General features: G+C 74.1%; 20 protein-coding genes and 1 pseudogene. 11 read left to right on the top strand and 10 right to left on the bottom strand.

The window, feature by feature from the left end; all coding sequences use genetic code 11:
* Positions 1-245 precede the first annotated feature (245 nt).
* The 3 genes from LIX60_RS30250 to LIX60_RS30240 all read left to right on the top strand — a co-directional run bounded on the left by LIX60_RS30250 (position 246) and on the right by LIX60_RS30240 (position 2,490).
* On the top strand, positions 246-1,157 hold the full coding sequence (locus LIX60_RS30250; RefSeq protein WP_227962499.1) for a helix-turn-helix transcriptional regulator: 912 nt from the start codon (positions 246-248) through the stop codon (positions 1,155-1,157).
* A 249-nt stretch (positions 1,158-1,406) separates the two neighbouring features.
* Entirely contained in the window at positions 1,407-1,781 is a 375-nt protein-coding gene (locus LIX60_RS30245) for a hypothetical protein (RefSeq protein ID WP_227962498.1), read from the top strand.
* A gap of 493 nt (positions 1,782-2,274) precedes the next feature.
* Positions 2,275-2,490, top strand: a complete 216-nt coding sequence (locus tag LIX60_RS30240; RefSeq protein WP_227962497.1) for a DUF397 domain-containing protein — start codon at positions 2,275-2,277, stop codon at positions 2,488-2,490.
* A 3-nt stretch (positions 2,491-2,493) separates the two neighbouring features.
* On the opposite strand, the gene ppk2 is transcribed toward LIX60_RS30240, so the two are convergent.
* The 3 genes from ppk2 to LIX60_RS30225 all read right to left on the bottom strand — a co-directional run bounded on the left by ppk2 (position 2,494) and on the right by LIX60_RS30225 (position 4,672).
* The gene (gene ppk2, locus LIX60_RS30235) at positions 2,494-3,378 is read right to left on the bottom strand and encodes a polyphosphate kinase 2 (protein WP_227962496.1); all 885 of its coding nucleotides are present in this window, start codon (positions 3,376-3,378) and stop codon (positions 2,494-2,496) included.
* A 338-nt stretch (positions 3,379-3,716) separates the two neighbouring features.
* Positions 3,717-4,424, bottom strand: coding sequence for a hypothetical protein (locus LIX60_RS30230; protein ID WP_227962495.1), 708 nt, complete (start codon positions 4,422-4,424; stop codon positions 3,717-3,719).
* On the bottom strand, positions 4,421-4,672 hold the full coding sequence (locus LIX60_RS30225; RefSeq protein WP_227962494.1) for a hypothetical protein: 252 nt from the start codon (positions 4,670-4,672) through the stop codon (positions 4,421-4,423). Before LIX60_RS30225 ends, LIX60_RS30230 begins: the two co-directional genes overlap by 4 nt.
* A gap of 237 nt (positions 4,673-4,909) precedes the next feature.
* Between LIX60_RS30225 and LIX60_RS30220 the strand changes: the two genes are divergently transcribed.
* A complete protein-coding gene (locus tag LIX60_RS30220) occupies positions 4,910-5,605 on the top strand; it encodes a DUF4230 domain-containing protein (protein ID WP_374117948.1) in 696 nt (231 codons plus the stop codon).
* 156 nt (positions 5,606-5,761) lie between these two features.
* Here the strand turns inward: LIX60_RS30220 and LIX60_RS30215 are convergent, their stop codons facing one another.
* The 3 genes from LIX60_RS30215 to LIX60_RS30205 form a co-directional block, all read right to left on the bottom strand.
* The gene (locus tag LIX60_RS30215) at positions 5,762-5,959 is read right to left on the bottom strand and encodes a DUF4236 domain-containing protein (RefSeq protein ID WP_227962493.1); all 198 of its coding nucleotides are present in this window, start codon (positions 5,957-5,959) and stop codon (positions 5,762-5,764) included.
* A gap of 114 nt (positions 5,960-6,073) precedes the next feature.
* Positions 6,074-6,517 (bottom strand): SRPBCC family protein, encoded by a 444-nt coding sequence (locus tag LIX60_RS30210; protein ID WP_227962492.1) that lies wholly within the window; start codon positions 6,515-6,517, stop codon positions 6,074-6,076.
* 124 nt (positions 6,518-6,641) lie between these two features.
* Positions 6,642-7,532 (bottom strand): putative protein N(5)-glutamine methyltransferase, encoded by an 891-nt coding sequence (locus tag LIX60_RS30205; protein ID WP_227962491.1) that lies wholly within the window; start codon positions 7,530-7,532, stop codon positions 6,642-6,644.
* A 474-nt stretch (positions 7,533-8,006) separates the two neighbouring features.
* Between LIX60_RS30205 and LIX60_RS30200 the strand changes: the two genes are divergently transcribed.
* Positions 8,007-8,576: a methanogen output domain 1-containing protein gene (locus LIX60_RS30200; protein WP_227962490.1), complete on the top strand. Its 570-nt coding sequence runs from the start codon at positions 8,007-8,009 to the stop codon at positions 8,574-8,576.
* Positions 8,573-10,162 (top strand): annotated as a pseudogene (locus LIX60_RS32000) (PP2C family protein-serine/threonine phosphatase); the annotation flags it as partial. The gene LIX60_RS30200 and the pseudogene LIX60_RS32000, both read left to right, overlap by 4 nt.
* Before the next feature lie 261 nt (positions 10,163-10,423).
* Here LIX60_RS32000 and LIX60_RS30190 read toward each other — a convergent pair.
* Together LIX60_RS30190 and LIX60_RS30185 are read right to left on the bottom strand one after the other, a co-directional pair.
* On the bottom strand, positions 10,424-10,990 hold the full coding sequence (locus LIX60_RS30190; RefSeq protein ID WP_227962489.1) for a DUF1360 domain-containing protein: 567 nt from the start codon (positions 10,988-10,990) through the stop codon (positions 10,424-10,426).
* Positions 10,991-11,083: 93 nt separating this feature from the next.
* Entirely contained in the window at positions 11,084-11,338 is a 255-nt protein-coding gene (locus tag LIX60_RS30185; RefSeq protein ID WP_265584962.1) for a DUF5133 domain-containing protein, read from the bottom strand.
* 262 nt (positions 11,339-11,600) lie between these two features.
* Here LIX60_RS30185 and LIX60_RS30180 point away from each other — a divergent pair, with 262 nt between their 5' ends.
* The 5 genes from LIX60_RS30180 (at position 11,601) to LIX60_RS30160 (ending at position 15,607) form a co-directional block, all read left to right on the top strand.
* The gene (locus tag LIX60_RS30180; protein WP_227962487.1) at positions 11,601-12,227 is read left to right on the top strand and encodes an acetoacetate decarboxylase family protein; all 627 of its coding nucleotides are present in this window, start codon (positions 11,601-11,603) and stop codon (positions 12,225-12,227) included.
* Between the two features lie 317 nt (positions 12,228-12,544).
* A complete protein-coding gene (locus LIX60_RS30175) occupies positions 12,545-13,102 on the top strand; it encodes a hypothetical protein (RefSeq protein ID WP_227962486.1) in 558 nt (185 codons plus the stop codon).
* Positions 13,103-13,171: 69 nt separating this feature from the next.
* The gene (locus LIX60_RS30170) at positions 13,172-13,708 is read left to right on the top strand and encodes a toxin (RefSeq protein WP_227962484.1); all 537 of its coding nucleotides are present in this window, start codon (positions 13,172-13,174) and stop codon (positions 13,706-13,708) included.
* Between the two features lie 61 nt (positions 13,709-13,769).
* Complete coding sequence (locus LIX60_RS30165) at positions 13,770-14,972, top strand: MAB_1171c family putative transporter (RefSeq protein ID WP_227962977.1); 1,203 nt, start codon at positions 13,770-13,772, stop codon at positions 14,970-14,972.
* Positions 14,969-15,607 (top strand): hypothetical protein, encoded by a 639-nt coding sequence (locus LIX60_RS30160; RefSeq protein ID WP_227962483.1) that lies wholly within the window; start codon positions 14,969-14,971, stop codon positions 15,605-15,607. The genes LIX60_RS30165 and LIX60_RS30160 overlap by 4 nt, the downstream gene beginning before the upstream one ends.
* Before the next feature lie 54 nt (positions 15,608-15,661).
* Here the strand turns inward: LIX60_RS30160 and LIX60_RS30155 are convergent, their stop codons facing one another.
* Together LIX60_RS30155 and LIX60_RS30150 are read right to left on the bottom strand one after the other, a co-directional pair.
* A complete protein-coding gene (locus tag LIX60_RS30155) occupies positions 15,662-17,011 on the bottom strand; it encodes a serine/threonine-protein kinase (protein WP_308101960.1) in 1,350 nt (449 codons plus the stop codon).
* Positions 17,012-17,296: 285 nt separating this feature from the next.
* Positions 17,297-18,088, bottom strand: coding sequence for a slipin family protein (locus LIX60_RS30150; RefSeq protein WP_227962481.1), 792 nt, complete (start codon positions 18,086-18,088; stop codon positions 17,297-17,299).
* Between the last annotated feature and the right edge of the window lie 2 nt (positions 18,089-18,090).

The following is an 18,090-nucleotide window of genomic DNA, read 5'->3' as shown; positions in this document are numbered from 1 at the left end:
CGCGAGCGTGACCTCTCATGGCGTCGGATCCGGTACGGTGTCCCGCATCACAGCGCCGGTCCATCGGCGACACTCCATGCTGCGAGCTCGCACATCCGACCTGGCCAACTGACGCCGGTCATCCCCGTCAACTCATCGTGACCTGCGGATATGTGAGTGCGCTCCACTGAAGGGGAGGCTTCTTTGCGGACTGCTGCAATCTGCTATATTGCACATAGGACTATCAATATGCGGAGGTGGCCATCGTGAGCACACCAAGCGCCGCCGTTCAGCGTCTGAGATTGCGAACGGAACTCCGCAAGGCCCGGTCCCGGGCCGGTCTGACCCAGCGCCAGGTGGCCGCCACGATGGAGTGGAGCCCCTCCAAGCTGATCAGGATCGAGGCCGGCGAAGTCGCCATCACGGTCAACGACCTCAAGGCGCTGCTGGCCGAGTACGCCATCACCGACCGCCGCAAGACCGAGGAACTGCTGCAACTGGCCCGCGGCAGCCGGAAGATGCCCTTCAGCGAGTACCGCGACGTCTTCGGCAAGGAGTTCCTGTCGTTCCTGGCCCTGGAGTCCTCCGCCTCGATCATCCGGGGATTTCACTTCTTCGTCATCCCCGGCCTCTTCCAGACGGAGGAGTACATCCGGGCCCTGTCCAAGGAGACCTCCCGGGGCATCTCCCAGGAGCGGCTCGACCGGCTCGTCGAGGCCCGCCTCGCACGCCAGGAACTCCTGGAGGGGGACGAGGGCCCGCAGTTCTTCATGGTCCTCGACGAATCGGTGATCCGCCGTCAGGTCGGCGGGCCGGGGGTGATGCGCAACCAGCTGGAGCGCCTGGCCGACCTCGCCTCCCGCCCCCGGATCACCATCCAGATCCTCCCGTTCAGCGTCGGCGCCCACCAGGGTCTCCTGGGCCCGTACACGCTGTTCGAGTTCTCCGAGGACGGCATGCCCGACTCCGTCTATCTGGAGAACGCGCGTGGCGACTCCTACGCGAGCAACGACCCGGAGATCACCGGAAAGTACCTGGAGGGCTTCTGGGCGCTGGAGGACCAGGCACTCAAGGAAGACATGAGCACCGTCCTGCGGCAGGTGGCGGCGCACTCCGGCGCGGTGAGCGAGGACCTCGTGGTCCGGACCGCGGACGGGGAGCAGCAGGCGGCGGGATGAACGGCATCGACGGACGACCGAGAGACGCAATACGAGACGCAATACGACAGGTGTGACGGCCGAACCCCCGGGCCCGGAGACGGGTCACCGGCCGTACCGAGTCGACCTCGACGAGGCAAGGCGCTGCCCGCGGCCACGAGGCGGCCGCGGTTCCTGACGATTGATCACTGAGGTGACTCATGGACAGGCCGGGGATCTTCACCGGCGGCGGGAGCCGCCGGTACCGGGTACGGGGGCAGGTGCGCGGGCATGGGAGCACGTGACAAGCGTTCCGGTGTCGACACCTGGGTCCACATCTGCAACGAGATCATTCATCACGTACTGCCGTTCCGGGCGCGCACGGTGCACCTCCTGTGGGTGGTCACCATTCCGCCGATGGTGCTGGGCGGGTTCCTCGCCGTCGTCGTCCTGGTGCTGATCCCGAACCCCTATGGCTGGTTCGGTGTCGCCGGATGCGGGGCCGGCGTCCTGCTGACGGCCCGGCTGCGGGCCTGGCTCAGACCGCCGCTCCGGGGCGGCTGGACCGCTACCGGAAGGAGCGCGGCGTCCGGTCCCGGCGAGGCGGCGGCGTCCGGCGACGTGCCGGGAGAGGAGGAGGCGCCCACCAGCCTGCCGCCGCCGTGAAGGCTACGGCGACCACCGTGCCGACCGCCGAACCCGCGGGCCGGGCCACGGCCCAGCCCGCGCCGAAGGCGAGGGTCCCGGCCAGGAGGACGTAGGCGTACCACCACATTCCGGCCATGGGGCCCATGGAGCGAGGCGAACGCGGAAGCGTCGAGCGAGTCATCGGCCGTCCCCCCTTGAGCCCGGTCTCCATCGTCCTCCCACCGGCCCTTGTCGCGGGAGACCGGATTCCGCCACCTGCGAGGACGGGGAATGGCGGCCACGATGCCGCGCCCCTGCGCTCCTCGGCGGCCTTTCTTATGACCATGGCGTAAAAGGCCATATCCGCCCCACCATGTGCCATTGATATTCTTGAACGGGTCGGCTTTTCTCCGCATGTGATCGATTTCTTCCGCGCGGTACTCCACGGGAGTTGGGCCCCCTCGCCGCTGGATCACGTGCTGCCGCGAGACGCCCGGCCGGGCCGTCCGCGCACTGGGCAGAGGAGGCGTGAGTGGTCGAGCCGTGGACGTGGCGCAAGAGCAGCCTCAGCGACGTGAAACCCGACACGTGCGTCGAAGTGGCCTGGACCGACAGCCTGGTCCTGGTGCGGGACTCCCAGTACCCGCAGGGCCCCGTGCTGCGGTTCCGGCCCGCCGGATGGCAGGCGTTCATCGGACACATAGCGGCAGCCCCGGCCCCGGCCGGGAGCACGCCCGGCCGGGGGTAACCCTTACGGCCGGCGCGTCTTTCCCTCCGCGCCCGGCAGCGAGGCCGCGTGGTCCGGGACCCAGGTCTGGGTGTCCCGGGGCGGGCGCTCGTAACCGGTGGCCGGCGGGCGGGGCGGCAGGGTCAGCTCGGGCCGCGGCACCTCCTCGTACGGAACGGTCGAGAGGAGATGGGCGATCATGTTGATGCGGGCCCGGCGCTTGTCGTCCGCGTCGACGACGTACCAGGGGGAATCGGGTAGGTCGGTGTGGGCGAACATCTCGTCCTTGGCCCGTGAGTAGGCCTCCCAGCGGATACGGGACTCCAGGTCCACCGGCGAGAGCTTCCAGCGCCGCGTCGGGTCCGACATCCTGGACCGGAAGCGCCGCTCCTGCTCCTCGTCGCCGACCGAGAACCAGTACTTGCGCAGCAGGATGCCGTCCTCGATGAGCAGCCGCTCGAAGACCGGGCACTGCCCGAGGAAGCGCGCGTGCTCCTCCTGCGTGCAGAAGCCCATCACGCGCTCCACGCCCGCCCGGTTGTACCAGCTCCGGTCGAAGAGGGCGATCTCTCCGGCGGTGGGCAGTTGCTCGGCGTAACGCTGGAAGTACCACTGGCCGCGCTCGCGTTCGGTGGGCGCGGGCAGCGCGACGACCCGGGCCACGCGGGGGTTCAGATACTCGGTGACGCGCTTGATGGCGCCGCCCTTGCCGGCCGCGTCACGCCCCTCGAAGACCACGACGAGCCGTACGCCGCGTGCGCGCACCCACTCCTGCATGACGACCAACTGCTCCTGCAGGCGCAGTAGTTCGCGCTCATAGACCGGGCGGGGCAGCCGGGCGGGCCGACTGCCGGGCGCGGTCCCGGGCGCGGTCTCGGCCGGGCGCGGGTCACGGGACGTGTCGGGCATGTGTGTTCCTCCGGGGGCGGGGCGGGGCGAGGCGGTGTGGTGCGGGTCGGTCGCCGTGAGCGGCCGTCGGTCCGGACCGCCCGGGGCGGCCCCCGGCGGTCCGGACACGGTGAGAGCGGCCCGGGGACACTCTGCCGGGCCGCCCTCACACCCCCCTTTTCTACCCCCCTCATACCCCTCTGGTACCGGCCCCCCAAGGCCGTGGGACCATGCTGCCGACTCGCGGCGGCCCGGCACAGTGCCGAACGGGGAAGGCGCACCGGGACCAATGGGCCCTGTTGCGAACGGACGTTGCCGGCTCGCCGATGTCCGCCGGCGACGCCGCGGTGGCGGCGGAGTCACGGCCGCCGGGGTGCCCGGCCCGGGCCGGTGGTGTCACGGCTGCCGCCTGCGGCCGGTGCCTGCTCCGCGGCCAGCCGGACGAGCACCCACCCGGTGACCGCCGCGGCGGTGAACGCCATGGCCGTGCCGCCCAGCAGGCCGATCAGCCCGACCAGCGGCGCCGGCTGCCCGGGCCGCCACAGCGGCGAGGTCAGAGCGGTGAACACCAGGAGACCGAGCAGCCATCCGGCCGCGCTCCCCGCGATCCACCGGCGGGCCCGCGGCACATGCCGGCGCAGGACCCACCACTGGGCGGTGCCCACGCTGACCAGAAGCAACGGGCCGGCGACCGCGGCCAGGGCCGCGAGGACCGGCACGGGCCAGTCGGCGACCGCGTCGTGCAGGGCCGAGGGCAGCAGGCCGAGCAGCCAGGCGAAGGCGGCCGCCGCGGCGGTGGCCGCCGTCCACCGGCCACCGTCGAGCCGGGGCCACACCCGCCGCAGGACGCGTGCCTGGGCCAGCCCGAGGACCGCCCCCTCGACCGCGCCGGCGGCCACCAGGCCCGTCACGGTCAGCGCCGTGGGTCCGTCCGCTGTCGCCGCTCCCACCACGGCCGGTGCCGCGAAGCCGGCCATCTCCCCCGCCGTGGCCCAGAGCAGCCACTGCCGCCACAGCCGGCGGCCGGACGGCGCGCGGCCGCCGCGCGGCCCTCTCCGGATCCTCACGGTGTGGCCGGAACGGGCGGGGACCGGTGCGTCCCGCCCGTCTCCGGAGGCGTCCACCGCGAGACCGGCTCGTCGGGGGCGAAGGGACCCGCGCGGTAGCTCATGAGAAGCAGCATCACCACGGCGAAGACGACGCTGACCACGATGAGCGTGAGCCCCACGGGGTTGTCGGCGTTGTAGACATACCGGTTCGTCCCCCACCGGCTCTTCTTGAAGACTGGCTCGTCGGGATCGAAGGCTCTGGTCACGCGTCAGATCCTAGGTGGGTCCGCGCCGCCCCCGGGGTGGCGGCGGGCGCGGCCGGGCCGGGTGAGCCGCCGGTGCGCGGCGGCCGGGCCCCCGGTCCGCGCGGTCGCGGGGCACGGAGGCGCGCCCCGTGCTTCCGGTGCATCCGCCCGGTACCCGTTCCGGCGACTGCCTGTTCCCCCGCCGGGGCATACGGGCGTCAGGTCCGGAACAACTCCGCCGCCCCCGGGAGGCTCACCGTGGTCGCACCCAGCGAGACCCAGCCCGCTCCCCCGGCCCCGCCCGGCCGTCACCGCCGTATCCCGTGGTGGGCCAAGGCCGCCGCCGGCCTCGCCGCGCTCGCGCTGCTGTTCACCCTCGTCACCCGGGCGGACATCGTTCCGGGCCTGGACGACCTCTTCGGGGAGGAGACGCACGACCGTTCCGGTCCGGCCCTGCTGGAGTCCATCCAGGACATGAGCCGCTACGAGGGCGCCTCCGGGAACTTCCAGGTCGTCGTCGACCTGGAGAAGGACACCAAGTATCTGCCGGACTCCATCCGGGGGACCAGGACGCTCTACGTCGGTACCGGCAGCGTGAGTTCGTACGTGGACCTCGGAGAACTGGACGAGCGCAGCGTCGTCGTCAACGAGGACCGTACGGCGGCCACCCTCCGGCTGCCCCACGCGCGGCTGGGGAAGCCGGCCCTGGACGCCGACCGTTCGTACGCGGTGTCGAAGCAGCGCGGGCTGCTGAACCGGCTCGGCGACCTCTTCTCCGACAACCCCAACGACGAGCGCGCCGTGAACCGGCTCGCCGTCCGGCACATCGCCGAGGCCGCCGAGGAGAGCGAACTGGCCGAGCGGGCCGAGAAGAACACCAGCGCGATGCTCCGCGGCCTGCTGACCTCGCTCGGCTTCGAGAAGGTCACCATCCGGTACGGCGGGGAACGCTGACTCCGGGCCGGGAGAGCTCCGTTCCCCGGCCCCGCTCCCCCGGCCCGGCCCACCGCGCGCCCGCCGGCCCCGGGATGTGACGTGCGGAGGGCCGGCGACCCGGGTCGCCGGCCCTCCGCCGTTCCGTCCTCCGCCCCCCGCCCGCGCGACACGCGGTCAGTGACCGCCCCGCCGGGTGCTCTTGCGGTAGCCGAAGGGGCCCGGCAGATCATGGCTGGTGGTGGTGCGCCCGCTCGTGCTGTACGTCCGCTTCGGGCCCTTCCCCGAGCCGAACGTGACCGACATGGAACGGCGGTTGAGGTTCAGCCGCACTCCGGGCAGGATGCGGAAGCTCTTGCGGAAGGTGACAGGCACGGTTCCCTCTCCTCACTGCCCTCCGGCGAGGGCTCGGCGGTCCGGTTCCCTTCCTCTTCTGCCCCCGGAACGCCGGAAGGTGCCTGCCCGTCATCGCCGCCGGGCCGGCGGAGTTCAGCCGGCGGCCAGCAGCCGGGCGATGACGCGGCCGAAGAGGAGGCGGCCGGCCAGGGCCGTCGGGCGGTCGAGGAGCCGCGGCAGTCCGGTGACGCGCAGATCCTCGCTCCAGACCACCTCGGCCCCGGTGCCGTTCTCGCGGACCTCGATCCCGGCCCAGCCGGTCACGACCCGGCCGCGCTTCTCCATCCGGCAGCGGCCCGGCCGGCCGGCCCCGGGGGGCTCCCAGACGACGACCTCCATGGGGTCCGCGAACACGGCCCGCCCGACACCGGTACGGGCGGTGAAGACGGTGCCGGGGCGGGTCGGCGCGGGCGGGGGCGGGGCGACCGTGATGCGCGTCAGCGGTACGTGGTCCGCGTGCCGTTCCCAGTCGGTGACGCGCCGCCAGGCCTCGCCGGCGGGCAGCGGCGTACGGCGGGTGATGCGGAAGAGGGCCACCGGACGACTATAGGCACCGGTGACGCCCGGCCCGCCGCTCCGACCCGGCCTCCCGCACGTTCCGCCCTTCCGCCGGAGGGGTGCCCGCGGAAGGGCGGGAGCGGGAGTTCTCGGGGCGGTGCGGTCAGGGGACCGGGCCGCAGTGCGGCCGGGTGCCGGTGACGACGGTGGCGTCCAGGTCCTCGGAGTGGCCGACGCGGGGGATCAGCCCGGCGGCGGCGAAGACCCCGGCGGTGTCCGGCGCCTGGTGCCCGCCGGTCTCGATCAGCAGGTGTCCGCCGGGGGCCAGCCAGCGGAGGGCCCCGGCGGCCACGCGCCGCTGGATCTCCAGCCCGTCGGCGCCTCCGTCGAGCGCGGTGAGCGGTTCGTGGTCGCGGGCCTCCGGCGGCAGCAGCGTGATGGCCCCGGTGGGCACGTAGGGCGCGTTGGCGACGAGGATGTCCACCCGGCCGCGGAGCCGGGCGGGCAGCGGCTCGTAGAGGTCGCCCTCGTGGACCCGGCCGCCGGCGGGAGCGAGGTTGCGGCGGGCACACCGCACCGCGGCCGGGTCGATGTCGACGGCGTGGAGCTCCACCCGCCCCAGCGCCTCCGCCAGGGCCGCGCCGACGGCGCCCGAGCCGCAGCACAGATCGACGACGACGGGCGCCGGGCGCCCGGGGCCGGCCGGCGGGCCGCAGGCCGCGGCGCGGTGGACGAGGAACGCGGTCCGGGGGCGCGGGACGAAGACCCCGCGGTCCACGGTGACGCGCAGACCGCAGAACTCGGCCCAGCCGAGGACGTGTTCCAGGGGGAGGCCGCCGGCGCGCCGGTCCACCAGGGCCGTGAGCCGGTCCGGGGTGGGCGCCGCGGAGATGAGCAGGCGCGCCTCGTCCTCGGCGAAGACACAGCCGGCGGCGCGCAGCCTGGCCACGACGGCGGCGGTGGCCGCGGAGCGCCACGGGGCGCCGGAGGGCGGGACAGGCGGGAGAGAAGGAGAAGAAGGGACAGAAGCGGACGACGAGGGAAAAACCGGCATGGGAACCTTCCGGAAACCGAAGGGCGCCCTCCCGGTCACCTATCCCGGACGGACCGTACGTCCACGAGAGGAGAGCACCCGGCCTGCGACAGCGGTAATGGGTCCCACCTCCTCGGTCGTGCACTGCTCGGGTCCGCCACACTACCGCAGCACGGCCGCAACGTCCGTGGATTCCAGAGCAGTTCGGCCGCGCTCCCGGCCGGACCGCCCGGCTTCCGGCCCGGTGTGCCCCGGTTGCACGAGGGTGCGGGGGCGGGCCGGCCGGAACGCTCCCGGGCGCGCGGTGCGCGCCGTCCGCGCGGCGCGGGCCGCTCCCGGGCCAGCATGGCGGGACGCATCGGGGGAAGGTAGGGCAGTGGCCGGAGCACAGCTGCGGCCGGTCGGGGCGAGCGGTGCCGTATCGTCTCGTATGACCGGCTTCTCTTCGCAGCCGCGTGAGGATCCGGCGACAGTGCGAACAGCTGGGAGGACCCCATGAACCAGGTTGGCGGCGCCGGGGTCGGCGTGGAACGCGATGTGTTCATGCGGACGCTGCTGCGGGAACTGGCCACGTCCCTGGAGTCCGTGGTCGGGCTGCAGGAGGCGTCCGGCTACATCAGCCTGGTCGGGCAGTCGGTCGGTCTGCAGCTCAACGACACCTACACACGTGCCCTGTCGCTGGACAAGCTCAGCCGCGAGCAGGTGGCCGAGGTGATGGTCGACTTCAAGCAGCGCATCGGTGGCGACTTCCACCTCATCGAGCAGGACGAGGAGAAGATCGTCCTGGGGAGCCGCAGCTGCCCCTTCGGGGAGCAGGTGAAGGGCCGGGAGTCGATGTGCATGCTCACCAGCAACATGTTCGGCACGGTGGCGGCCCGCAACCTCGGCTATGCCCGGGTGGACCTGGAGGAGACGATCGCCCGGGGCGCCACCGGCTGCCGCGTCGTCGTGCATCTCGTGCCGCAGCCGGACGACTCCGGGGAGAACTCGTCCCTGGGCCGGGAGTACTTCGACGACTCCGGTCTGGTCGGCCGTGTCCCCTCGCCGGGTCCGGTGACTGGATGAGCCTGGATCTCTTCCGGGCCATCACCAAGCTGCTGCCGCACCCCGTTCTGCTGGCCACGGCCGGCGGGCGGATCCTGGCGGTCAACACGGCCGCGACACGCTTGGTCCCGGAACTCCGGGCGGGTGCCGACCTGTTCGCCCTGGCCGACGAGAACACCGACGGTCTGCGGGGCCACCTCGGGCACTGGCTGCGCAGCGGGGACCCCCTGCCGGGCTCCCTGAAGATCAAGGACTCCCGCGGGGACCTCATCCCGTTCCGCTGCCACGGCGCCCGCGCGACGTGGTGGACCGGCCCGGAACCCGCGATCCAGCTCCATCTGACGCGTCTCGACCACACCGACCAGTTCGTGGCGCTGAGCCAGCAGGTGCGGGCGCTCAACAAGGAGATGGCCTTCCGGCGGGCCGCCGAGGCCGAGCGGGAGCATCTGCTCGTCGCCGAGCAGACGGGGCGCATCCGGCTGAACCGCCTGTACCGGCTCACCGCGGCTCTGGCGGCCGCGGCGACCCCGGCCGCCGTCGTCGAGGCCGTGCACGACACCGCGCCCGCCGCGCTCGGCGCCCGGTCGGTCGGCCTGGCCCTGCACTCCGAGCGGCTCGTGCCGTCCCTCGGTCCCGCGGACAGCCTCCGCGCGGCGGCCGGCGACAGCTGGACCGACCTCGACCACGGCCATGCCCCCGCCCTGCCGGAGCAGGGCCCCGGACCGGACGCCACCACGAGCCGGACGGACGGGGTGGCCGAGGCGGCCGGGGCGGACACGGGCGGGCGGGAGGCCGCCCCCGGCTCCCCCGCCCGCGTACTCCGGCTGCCCCTGGAGGCGGACGGGCTGTCGCTGGGCGAACTCAGCATCGACCACGACGGCGGCCCCCCGCCGGACGAGGCCCACGTCACGGCCATCGCCCAGCAGATCGCGCAGGCCCTGCGACGGGCCGGCCTGTACGAGCACGAGCACCGCCTCGCGGAGCGGCTGCAGCGCAGCCTGCTGCCCGTCCTGCCGGTCATCGACGGCCTCGACGTGGCCGGCCGCTACGCCCCCGGCAGCGATCTCGTCGACGTGGGCGGCGACTGGTACGACGTCCATGTGCTCGACGGCGACCACATCGGGCTCACCATCGGGGACGTCGCCGGCCACGGCCTGTCCGAGGCGACCGCCATGGGGCAGATCAGCGCCGCGCTCCGCGGCATCGTGCTGCGCCACGGGCGGCGGCCCGGCGCCGTCCTGGCCGAGCTGGACCACTTCCTGCGCGCCTACCACCCCGGCCGGATGGCCACCGCCTGCTATCTCGTGCTGCACCGGCCGTCGGGGACACTGCACTACGCCCGCGCGGGCCATCTGCCGCCGCTGCTCATCCACGCCGACGGCAGCAGCAGCTTCCTGGACCGGGCGCTGGCGCCGCCGCTGGGCATGGTCAACGACGTGGCCTACACGGAGAGCGAGGCGCGGATCACCGCCGGGGAGACACTGCTGCTCTTCACCGACGGCCTCGTCGAGCGCCGCGGCGAGATCCTCGACGCCGGGCTCGACCGGCTGACCGGACTCGCCCGCCGCACGGCCGGGCTGTCCGCCGACGAACTGTGCGAGGTCTTCCTCCACCACCAGCCCAGCGCCGACAAGCCCGACGACTGCGCGCTGCTGGCGCTGCGCACGACCCGCCCGGAGGCGCGGGACGACGGGCGGCGGAGAAGCGCGGGGCGCCGAGAGGGCGGGCCGCCGGGGAGTGATCCCCCGCTGCCCCGGCCTCGGCCGCGGTGCCGGTCTCGCGGTGCGGTCTCGTCGCGGTGCGGTCTCGTCGCGGTGCGGTATTCGTCGCGGTGCCGCGAGCGGAACGCCGGCGGCACGGAAGCCGTCTCAGCCCTCGACCCGGTCCTGGGTGAAAGTCCAGGCGTACTGCAGCCAGTCGGAGAGGGCCACGGCCGTCAGCCCGGAGGCCACCAGCCGGGTCGGGCGCGGCGCGACGGCGTACGAGCAGACCAGCGCGCCGGAGATCCAGACGGAGAGGCAGAACGGGCAGGCCAGCAGGTCGCCCACGGCCCGCCGCGGACCGTTCCCCTGAGGTTCGTCCATGACCTCCCCGGCGCTCAGATCCGCCGTGCGCCGGGTGAACGGCGCACGGACGAAGCCCGCGACCTTGCTCTTGCTGACCAGCCGGGACGCCTTGTAGACGGCCGTGCCCAGGACCAGCACGTCCCAGGGCGGCACCCGCTCGGGCAACCGGCGCCCGGACTTCCGCAGGCCGAGGGCGAAGAGACCCACCCCGCCGGCGAAGCCGGCGGTCAGGGCGGCGTATCCGCCGAGCGGGACCTCGCGGTCCGGGGCGTACGCGCCGTCGTGCCGGCCGGCCGTCCGCGGCCGTCCGTCCGGGTGCCGCGGGTGCTCGGGCGGGGTGGGGCCGGGTGGCCGGGGAGGGGGAGGCATCGGTTCTCCGTACGTTGTCCGAGTGGGTCGCGCGCCGTCCACGCCGTGGCGCGGACGGCGCACCGTGGCGTCCGGGCGCACCGCCCGCGGGGGTCAGCCGGCGGCGGCCGCCGGGCCGGAGAGAGCGTCCGGCACGGCGGGTGCGGCCGGGCCGGGGGCCGACGCCAGGCGCCGCCGCGCCTCGGCCAGGGCTCTGTCGACCGTGCGGGTGCCGGTGGACACGCAGAGCGTGTACGCGGTGTCCTCCAGGCGCCGGCGCAGTTCCGGGCCCGGTTCGCCGCTTCCCGCCGGCGCCTGCAGGGTGGTGTAGCGGTCGACGAGGTCGCGCAGGACATCGGGGTGGGCCATCAGCACGGTGGTCCTCCAACGGTGAGGGGGTGGTCCTTGCTTCGGCTGCCCCGCCCATCACTGCATATGCCGACAAAGCGGCGGCCGGTCCGCCGGTTCCGCCGCGGCTCCGGGGGACAGGATGAGAGGGCGCACGGAACGGGTGCCGGACCTGACGCACCGCCACCGCCGGGCCGGCCGCCCGGGCGGTGGCGGCTCGGTACAGGGGGCACGGCCCCGGCGACCCCTCGGGGAGGCGCCGGAAGAAGGAGGAGAGCGAGCGATGCCCGATCCCACCGGAGGACAGCCGTCCCACCCGCCCGCGCCCTGGGTGTCCCGGGGCGAGATGTGGTTCGGCCTGCTGCCCGTCCGGCGCCCGCCGGACCTGCCGCCCGATGTCCGCCCGCTCGGGCCCCGGAACCGGATCGCCGTGGGCGTGGTGCGGTACCGCGAGGGGACCCTGCGCTACGACGAGCTGGCCCTCGGCCCGCTGGTCCGCCGGGGCCGCCGCGCGGGGCTGCTGATCCAGCGGATCTGGGTCGACGACGACGCGTCCGTGCGGGGCGGCCGCGCCATCTGGGGCCTCCCCAAGGAACCGGCCGGGTTCACCTGGGCCGGGGACTCCCTCCGGGTCGGCGACGACGGGGGGACGCTGGCCCGGTTCACCTTCCGCCCCGGGCGCGGGCCGCTGTCCGCGCTGCCGCCGCTGCCGGCGGTGCTCCCCGGGTTCGGGGGGACGCCGGGGCGGCGCCTGTTCATCGCCGGACGGCTCGTCGGCAGGCCGCGCCGGGAGGCCATGACCGTCACCGAGTGGTCGGACCGGCTGCCGCCGCTGCGGCACGGCCGCGCCCGGCCCTCCCTGGCCGTCCGGCCGTTCCGGATGACCGTGCCCGGGCCGGTGCGCTGCTGAGCGCGGCGCGGCGCGGCGGCCGGGTGACCGCGCGGGCGGCGGACGGCGGGGCGTGACGAGTCCGGGGGTCTGCACCCCCGTGTCAGACCCCCGGACTGTTTTTCCGAGTAAACAGTGACGCCGAACGCGTGCGCAAGGGACAGCCCTCCGGCGGTCCAACTCCGGCCGGAACCAGACGCGTTGGCCTCGACCCGGGGTGGGATACAGTGACCGACTGGACACCGGCGCGGACCGTTCCGGGTTCGCGCGTCGCGTTGCGCCGCCCCGGCCGTGAGCCGGCCGGGGAGCCGCCGGAGACGTGAAGTGGGGGCCGACCCATGAGTGGCTCAGCCGTACCTCCCGGGGACGAGCCCCGCACCCTCGCGGAGAAGATCACCTGGCTGCTGGAGAACGCCTTCCCGGCGGGCGGCGGCCCCGGCGGGAGCAGCGTCCCCTCGGACCGCCAGGTCGTCCAGGCCATCAACGAGCGCGCGGGCCGCCATGTCATCGGGCACACCACCTTCTGGAAGCTCCGCACCGGGAAGACCAACCCCGAGACCGGCAGGCCCTACACCGCCTCGGACGACATCCTCCAGGGCATCGCGGAGTTCTTCGACGTGGACCCGCGGTTCTTCAAGACCCGCAGCGAGGTGGTCGGGCAGGTCGTGGAGTCGCTGCGTTTCCTCCGCTCGGTGCACAACGGCGACATCACCGGCATCGCCGGCCGCGGCATCGGCGACGAGGGCCTCTCCCGGGAGTTGCTGGCCTTCATGAACGAAGTGCTCGCCGACTTCCGGGACGGCGCGGGAGCCGAAGCGGCACCGGGCACGGGAACCGGAGGGACGGCGGGCACGGGAACCGGGAACCCGGGCCCCGGGCGGGAGCGTCCGCACTAGAATCGTCCGCCCACCGCACGGCCGCGCCCGCACTGCGTATCCCCGCCAGAGCCCCCACAGAGGCCGCCGATGTCCCTGCGCCGACTCCGGAGAAACTGCGAAGAACGCCTCGCCGACCTGCCCGTCCCCAGCCCCTTCTCCGTGCCCGCCCTCGTGCGGAACATGGAGGCGGTCAGCGGCCGCCGCATCATCCTCATGCCGCTGCCGGACCATATGCAGCACCCCGACACCGCCTGCGGTCTGCGGGTGAAGACCCCGCGCTGGAGCCTGGTCCTCTTCAAGCGGCGGGCCACCGAGAACCAGACCAACCACACGATCCTCCACGAGCTCGGCCACGAGTGGTTCGACCACGGCGGCACCCTCACCCCGGAGGACCTGCACCGTCAGATCCCCACCCTGGGGCCGCGCCTGATCGCCCGTTTCACCGGCGGGGTCGCCATCCAGGCCCGTGCGCACTACGACACCGTCGAGGAACGCGAGGCCGAGGTCTCCGCCTCCCTCATTCCGCTCATGGCCCGGGACCAGCCCGTCCGCGACGACGTGCTCGGCCGTCTGGACAGCTCCCTCTCCCGGCCCATCGCGAGCCGGCGCCGACGGCGCCCCTGACCCCTTGCCCCGGAGGAAACGACCCGTGCTCGACTTATTCGGCTACGCCGTGGCCGGCATCATGACGGCCGTCGCCCTGTGGCGCCTCCCCTCCGCGCTCTGGGGCGACGCCCAGCGCCGGGCCCTGTGGGGCTGTTACGCGGGCTTCGCCGCCGCCCTCTGGCTGAAGACCAGGGCGGTGCGGCTGGGCCTGGACCGCTCCCCCGTCACGGACCTCGACATCCTGCTCAAGCACTACGTCTCCACCGCGGCGATCCTCGCCATCCTCAGCTACATCGTCGCCATGTACGGCACCTCGCCCGGCGACGACGGCGACGGCGCGATACCCCGGCACGTCGCCGTCTCCCGGTGGGTGGCCCGCGTCGCCACCAAGGCGGCCCTCGGCGCGCTGGCCCTGATGACCGTGCTGTTCTTCACCGTCGTGGACCGCAGCAGGCCCAGCAACCACTTCCTCGCCGAGCACGCCGGACAGCCCGGCGCCACCGCCTATATGACGGTCTTCTACGCCTTCCTCACCGCCGCCACCGTGGTCTGCGCCTATCAGTGGACGAGCCAGACCCTGCGCGCCGAACGCCCGCTGCTCCGGATCGGCCTGGGCATGATGGCCGTCGCCATGTTCCTCGGCGTCGCCTATGTGACCAGCCGCGTCGCCTTCATCTGGGTCAGTGTCGCCGAACCGCCGGGGCGGGCGGTGGCCGACCGCTTCGAAGCCGTCACCGAGGCGGTGCAGCTGCTGGTCTTCGTGCTCTTCGCCCTCGGCGCCAGCGTGCCGAGCGCCGCGGCGGCCGTCCGCCGGTGGCGCCACTGGCGGGCGCTGGCCGCGCTGTACCCGCTGTGGCGCGATCTGATGGAGGCCTTTCCGGCCATCCCGTTCGACCCCCCGGCGGGCCGCCTGCGCGAGCTGACCCGCACCGACATGCCCGTCGGCGTCCGGCTCGACCGGTGGGTGCACGACATCGGCGACGCCGTCGACAAGCTGCGGCACCACGTCCCCGACGAGCTGCTGCCCGCCGCCCGCGCGGCCGCCGAGGCCGGTGCGCCCGCCGGTGAGGAGCGGCCCACCGCCGAGGCCTACTGGATCAGGAGCGCGCTGCGGATGAAGTCCGACGGGGCGCCGCCCGGCCCCGCCGCCGCCTTCGCGACCACGCCGGGCGCCGACATGGAGGAGGAGGTCTCCTGGCTGCTGCGCGTCCACGCCGCCTACGCCCGGGTCACCGCCGAGCGGACGACCGCCGTTCTCCGCACCGTGGGACAGAGCGCATGACGACGACCGAGACCACCGGCCCCGGCTCCGCCCCCCGCCCCGGCTCCGGACGCGGCTCCCGGTACGGGCGTGCGGCCGCCGCCCGTGCCGTCACCGATCTCTTCCAGCCCCGGAACGTGCTGCTCGCGGGCATGACGGGGATCGGGTCGGCCGCGGCGGGCGGCTGGTGGGGGGTGCCCTGGGGACTGCTGGGCGCCCTCTGCTCGGGGATCATCCCCGCCTGGTACGTGGAGTGGGAACGCCGGCGGGGCACCTGGGGCTGCCGGCACGTGGTGGACCGCACGCAGCGCGCGCCGATCTTCTTCGTCATCCTGGGCTCGATCGGGCTGGGGACCGCCGTGATGCTGCTCGGCGGCGCGCCCGCGGGAGTCCTCACCGCGATGCTGGCGCTCTGGGCCATGACCGTGGGCCTGCTCGCGGTCAACACGGTCTGGAAGATCAGCGTGGACTGCGCGGTGGCCGCCTCGGTGGTCGCCATGCTCGGCGCCGTCCACTCCCCGTGGTGGCTCGCGGCCGTCCCGCTGGTGGTCGCCGTCTGCTGGTCCCGGGTCGCCCTGGGGTACCACACGGTCGCGCAGACCCTCGCGGGCTCCGCGCTCGGCGGAGCGACCGCGGGCGCCTTTCTGATCGGGTGAGACCGCGCCGCGCGAGCCCGGCGCCCGGGGCGGGCGGAGCGCGGTACGGGCCCGTCAGCGCCGGTGCGCTCCGCCGCCGCCCAGGATCTTCACCTGCTTGCTCCGCGCCTTCCCGTACCCGCCCTTCCCGGACGACGCGGCGGTCGCGCCGGCGGTGCGGAGCCCCTGGGACCCCTCCGGTGCGGAACGGGCGGAGGCCGCCGCCGGGCCGGGTGTGCCGGGCCCGCCCTGCGGGTCCCGGGCAGGCCGCTGCGGCGCGGGGCCGGACGCGGCGGAGGAACCGGACCGCTTCTCCGCCTGCCGGGCGGAGACCGTCTCCTCCTGCTCCGCCGCCTCCGGCTTCTCCTGGCTTCCCCCGTCCTCCGCGGCCGGGGCCTCGGGCGCGGGCTGCTCGGGGCCGGTGCCGGCGGGCGGGGACGCGGACTGCTCGCCGCTGCCGGGGGCGTCGGCGGGAGCCGCCAGCGCGGTGCCGAGCAGCGCGGCGAGCACCGCCGTGCCCGTGGCCGCCAGCAGGCGGCGGCTCCGCGCCGGCTGCCGGGGAACGCCCGGCAGGGTGTCACCGCCGGACCGCCCTCCGGCGGGCACCGGCCCGGCGGGCGCCGCGGCCGGGGCAGCGGGCACGGTGCCGGACGGGAAGCCGCCGGCCTGCTGGACGGCGGGCCCGTGGGCGGAGGCAGCGGCGGCCCCGTCGCCGCACAGGGCAGCCAGTGCGGTGCGGCAGTCGTGGGAAGCGGGCCGGGCTCCGGGGTCGAGGGCCGTCATCGCCCGGAGGAGGGCGGCCACGTCCTCCGGCAGGGAGCCGGGGAGCACCGGCGGGCGGTGCAGGCGGGCGATGGCCGCCTCCAGCGGGGCGCCGTGGTACTCCAGACCGCCCTTGAGGCACTCCAGCAGGACCAGGCCGAGAGCGTAGACGTCCGCGGGCGGTCCCGCCCCCTCACCCGTGACCTGCTCGGGCGCCATGTAGGCGGCGGTGCCGACCAGGGTGCCGGTGGAGGTGTGCGCGGTCGTGCCGACCAGCTGCGAGATGCCGAAATCGGTCAGATACGGGCTGCCCCCGGTGTCCAGCAGGATGTTGGCGGGCTTCACGTCGCGGTGCACGATCCCCGCGTCGTGCACATGGGCCAGGGCGTCCGCAAGGGCGGCGCCGAGCCGGGTGACCTCCCGCAGCGGCAGGGGCGCGGTCGCGCGGTCGCGCAGGGTCCGTCCCGGCACCAGTTGCATGACGAGGTAGGCGCTGCCGTCGTGCCGGCCCATGTCGTAGACGGTGACCAGTCCCGGGTGCCGCAGCCGGGCCAGGAGGAGGGCCTCCTGGGTGAACCGTTCCTCCATCTCCGGTTCCGTACCGGGCCGGAAGACCTTGACGGCCACCGGCCGCCCGAGGCGGAGGTCCACCCCCGCGTACACATCCGCGACACCTCCCGAACCGAGATGCCGGTCCAGACGGTACCGCCCGGAGACCGGGCCGGCGGAAGTCAGTGATCGCGGCGGTGACGGACAGTCCCACATGCGTACTCCCCACACCCCTGGAATCGGCGGGGCGGCACTTGACGACAACACGGACATCACACGCTGTGGCCGCGTCTACCCGGCCGGCCCCGCCCCATCCGTCCGGAATCGGATCACTCGTCCGCCGGGAGCGGGTATGGCCCCGGGCCGCGTCGTGCCGTGCCGTGCTGTGCCGGCCGCGAGTCATGCCCGCTCGACGTGGGGGCCGGACTGCCGGCCACCCGCCCCGAGGGTGTCCACGAGCCGGAGGATCTCCATCGGCAGCGGGAAGATGAGGGTGGAGCTCCGCTCGTCGGTGACCTCGGCCATCGTGGAGAGGATCCGCAGCTGCATGGCCGCGGGGTGCTCCTCCAGCCGTTCCGCGGCGTCCGCCAGCGTCTGCGCGGCCTCGAACTCGCCCTTGGCGTGGATGACCTTGGCGCGCCGGTCCCGTTCGGCCTCCGCCTGCCGCGCCATGGCGCGCCGCATGGGCTGGGGCAGTTCGACGTCCTTGACCTCGACGAGGGTGACCTTGACGCCCCAGGGGTTGGTCACGTCGTCGATGATGCGCTGGAGCCGCTGGTTGATCTCGTCCCGGTTGATCAGCAGCTCGTCCAGGTCCACCTGGCCGAGGATGCTCCGCAGGGTGGTCTGGGCGATCTGCGAGGTGCCCTTGATGTGGTCCTCGATGGCCACCACGGACCGGTTGGGGTCGACGACGTTGAAGTACGTCACGGCGTTGACCCGGACGGTGACGTTGTCCTTGGTGATGATGTCCTGCGGCGGGATGTCCATGGTCACCGTGCGCAGGGAGACCCGGATCATCCGGTCCACCACGGGGATGATGACGAACAGCCCGGGGCCCTTGGCCCCGATGATGCGCCCGAGCCGGAAGACCACTCCGCGCTCGTACTCCGGGACGATCTTGATGGCGGCCATCGCCAGCAGGAGCAGGACTCCCACGGCGGCGAGGATGCCGACCAGTGCTCCGTTCATGG

Source organism: Streptomyces sp. S07_1.15, assembly GCF_020739505.1.
Classification (GTDB): Bacteria; Actinomycetota; Actinomycetes; order Streptomycetales; family Streptomycetaceae; genus Streptomyces; species Streptomyces xinghaiensis.
Note: the sequence above shows the minus strand (reverse complement) of the source record. Positions and strands in the feature narration are given on the sequence as shown.

Bases quoted from the DNA above. Each gene is read 5' to 3' on its own strand.
- LIX60_RS30185 (WP_265584962.1), bottom strand. From the start codon at position 11,338: ATGGCCCACCCCGATGTCCTGCGCGACCTCGTCGACCGCTACACCACC.
- LIX60_RS30170 (WP_227962484.1), top strand. From the start codon at position 13,172: ATGTCCCTGCGCCGACTCCGGAGAAACTGCGAAGAACGCCTCGCCGAC.
- LIX60_RS30190 (WP_227962489.1), bottom strand. From the start codon at position 10,990: ATGCCTCCCCCTCCCCGGCCACCCGGCCCCACCCCGCCCGAGCACCCG.
- LIX60_RS30245 (WP_227962498.1), top strand. From the start codon at position 1,407: ATGGGAGCACGTGACAAGCGTTCCGGTGTCGACACCTGGGTCCACATC.
- LIX60_RS30205 (WP_227962491.1), bottom strand. From the start codon at position 7,532: ATGCCGGTTTTTCCCTCGTCGTCCGCTTCTGTCCCTTCTTCTCCTTCT.
- ppk2 (WP_227962496.1), bottom strand. From the start codon at position 3,378: ATGCCCGACACGTCCCGTGACCCGCGCCCGGCCGAGACCGCGCCCGGG.
- LIX60_RS30165 (WP_227962977.1), top strand. From the start codon at position 13,770: ATGACGGCCGTCGCCCTGTGGCGCCTCCCCTCCGCGCTCTGGGGCGAC.
- LIX60_RS30160 (WP_227962483.1), top strand. From the start codon at position 14,969: ATGACGACGACCGAGACCACCGGCCCCGGCTCCGCCCCCCGCCCCGGC.
- LIX60_RS30175 (WP_227962486.1), top strand. From the start codon at position 12,545: ATGAGTGGCTCAGCCGTACCTCCCGGGGACGAGCCCCGCACCCTCGCG.
- LIX60_RS30180 (WP_227962487.1), top strand. From the start codon at position 11,601: ATGCCCGATCCCACCGGAGGACAGCCGTCCCACCCGCCCGCGCCCTGG.
- LIX60_RS30150 (WP_227962481.1), bottom strand. From the start codon at position 18,088: ATGAACGGAGCACTGGTCGGCATCCTCGCCGCCGTGGGAGTCCTGCTC.
- LIX60_RS30200 (WP_227962490.1), top strand. From the start codon at position 8,007: ATGAACCAGGTTGGCGGCGCCGGGGTCGGCGTGGAACGCGATGTGTTC.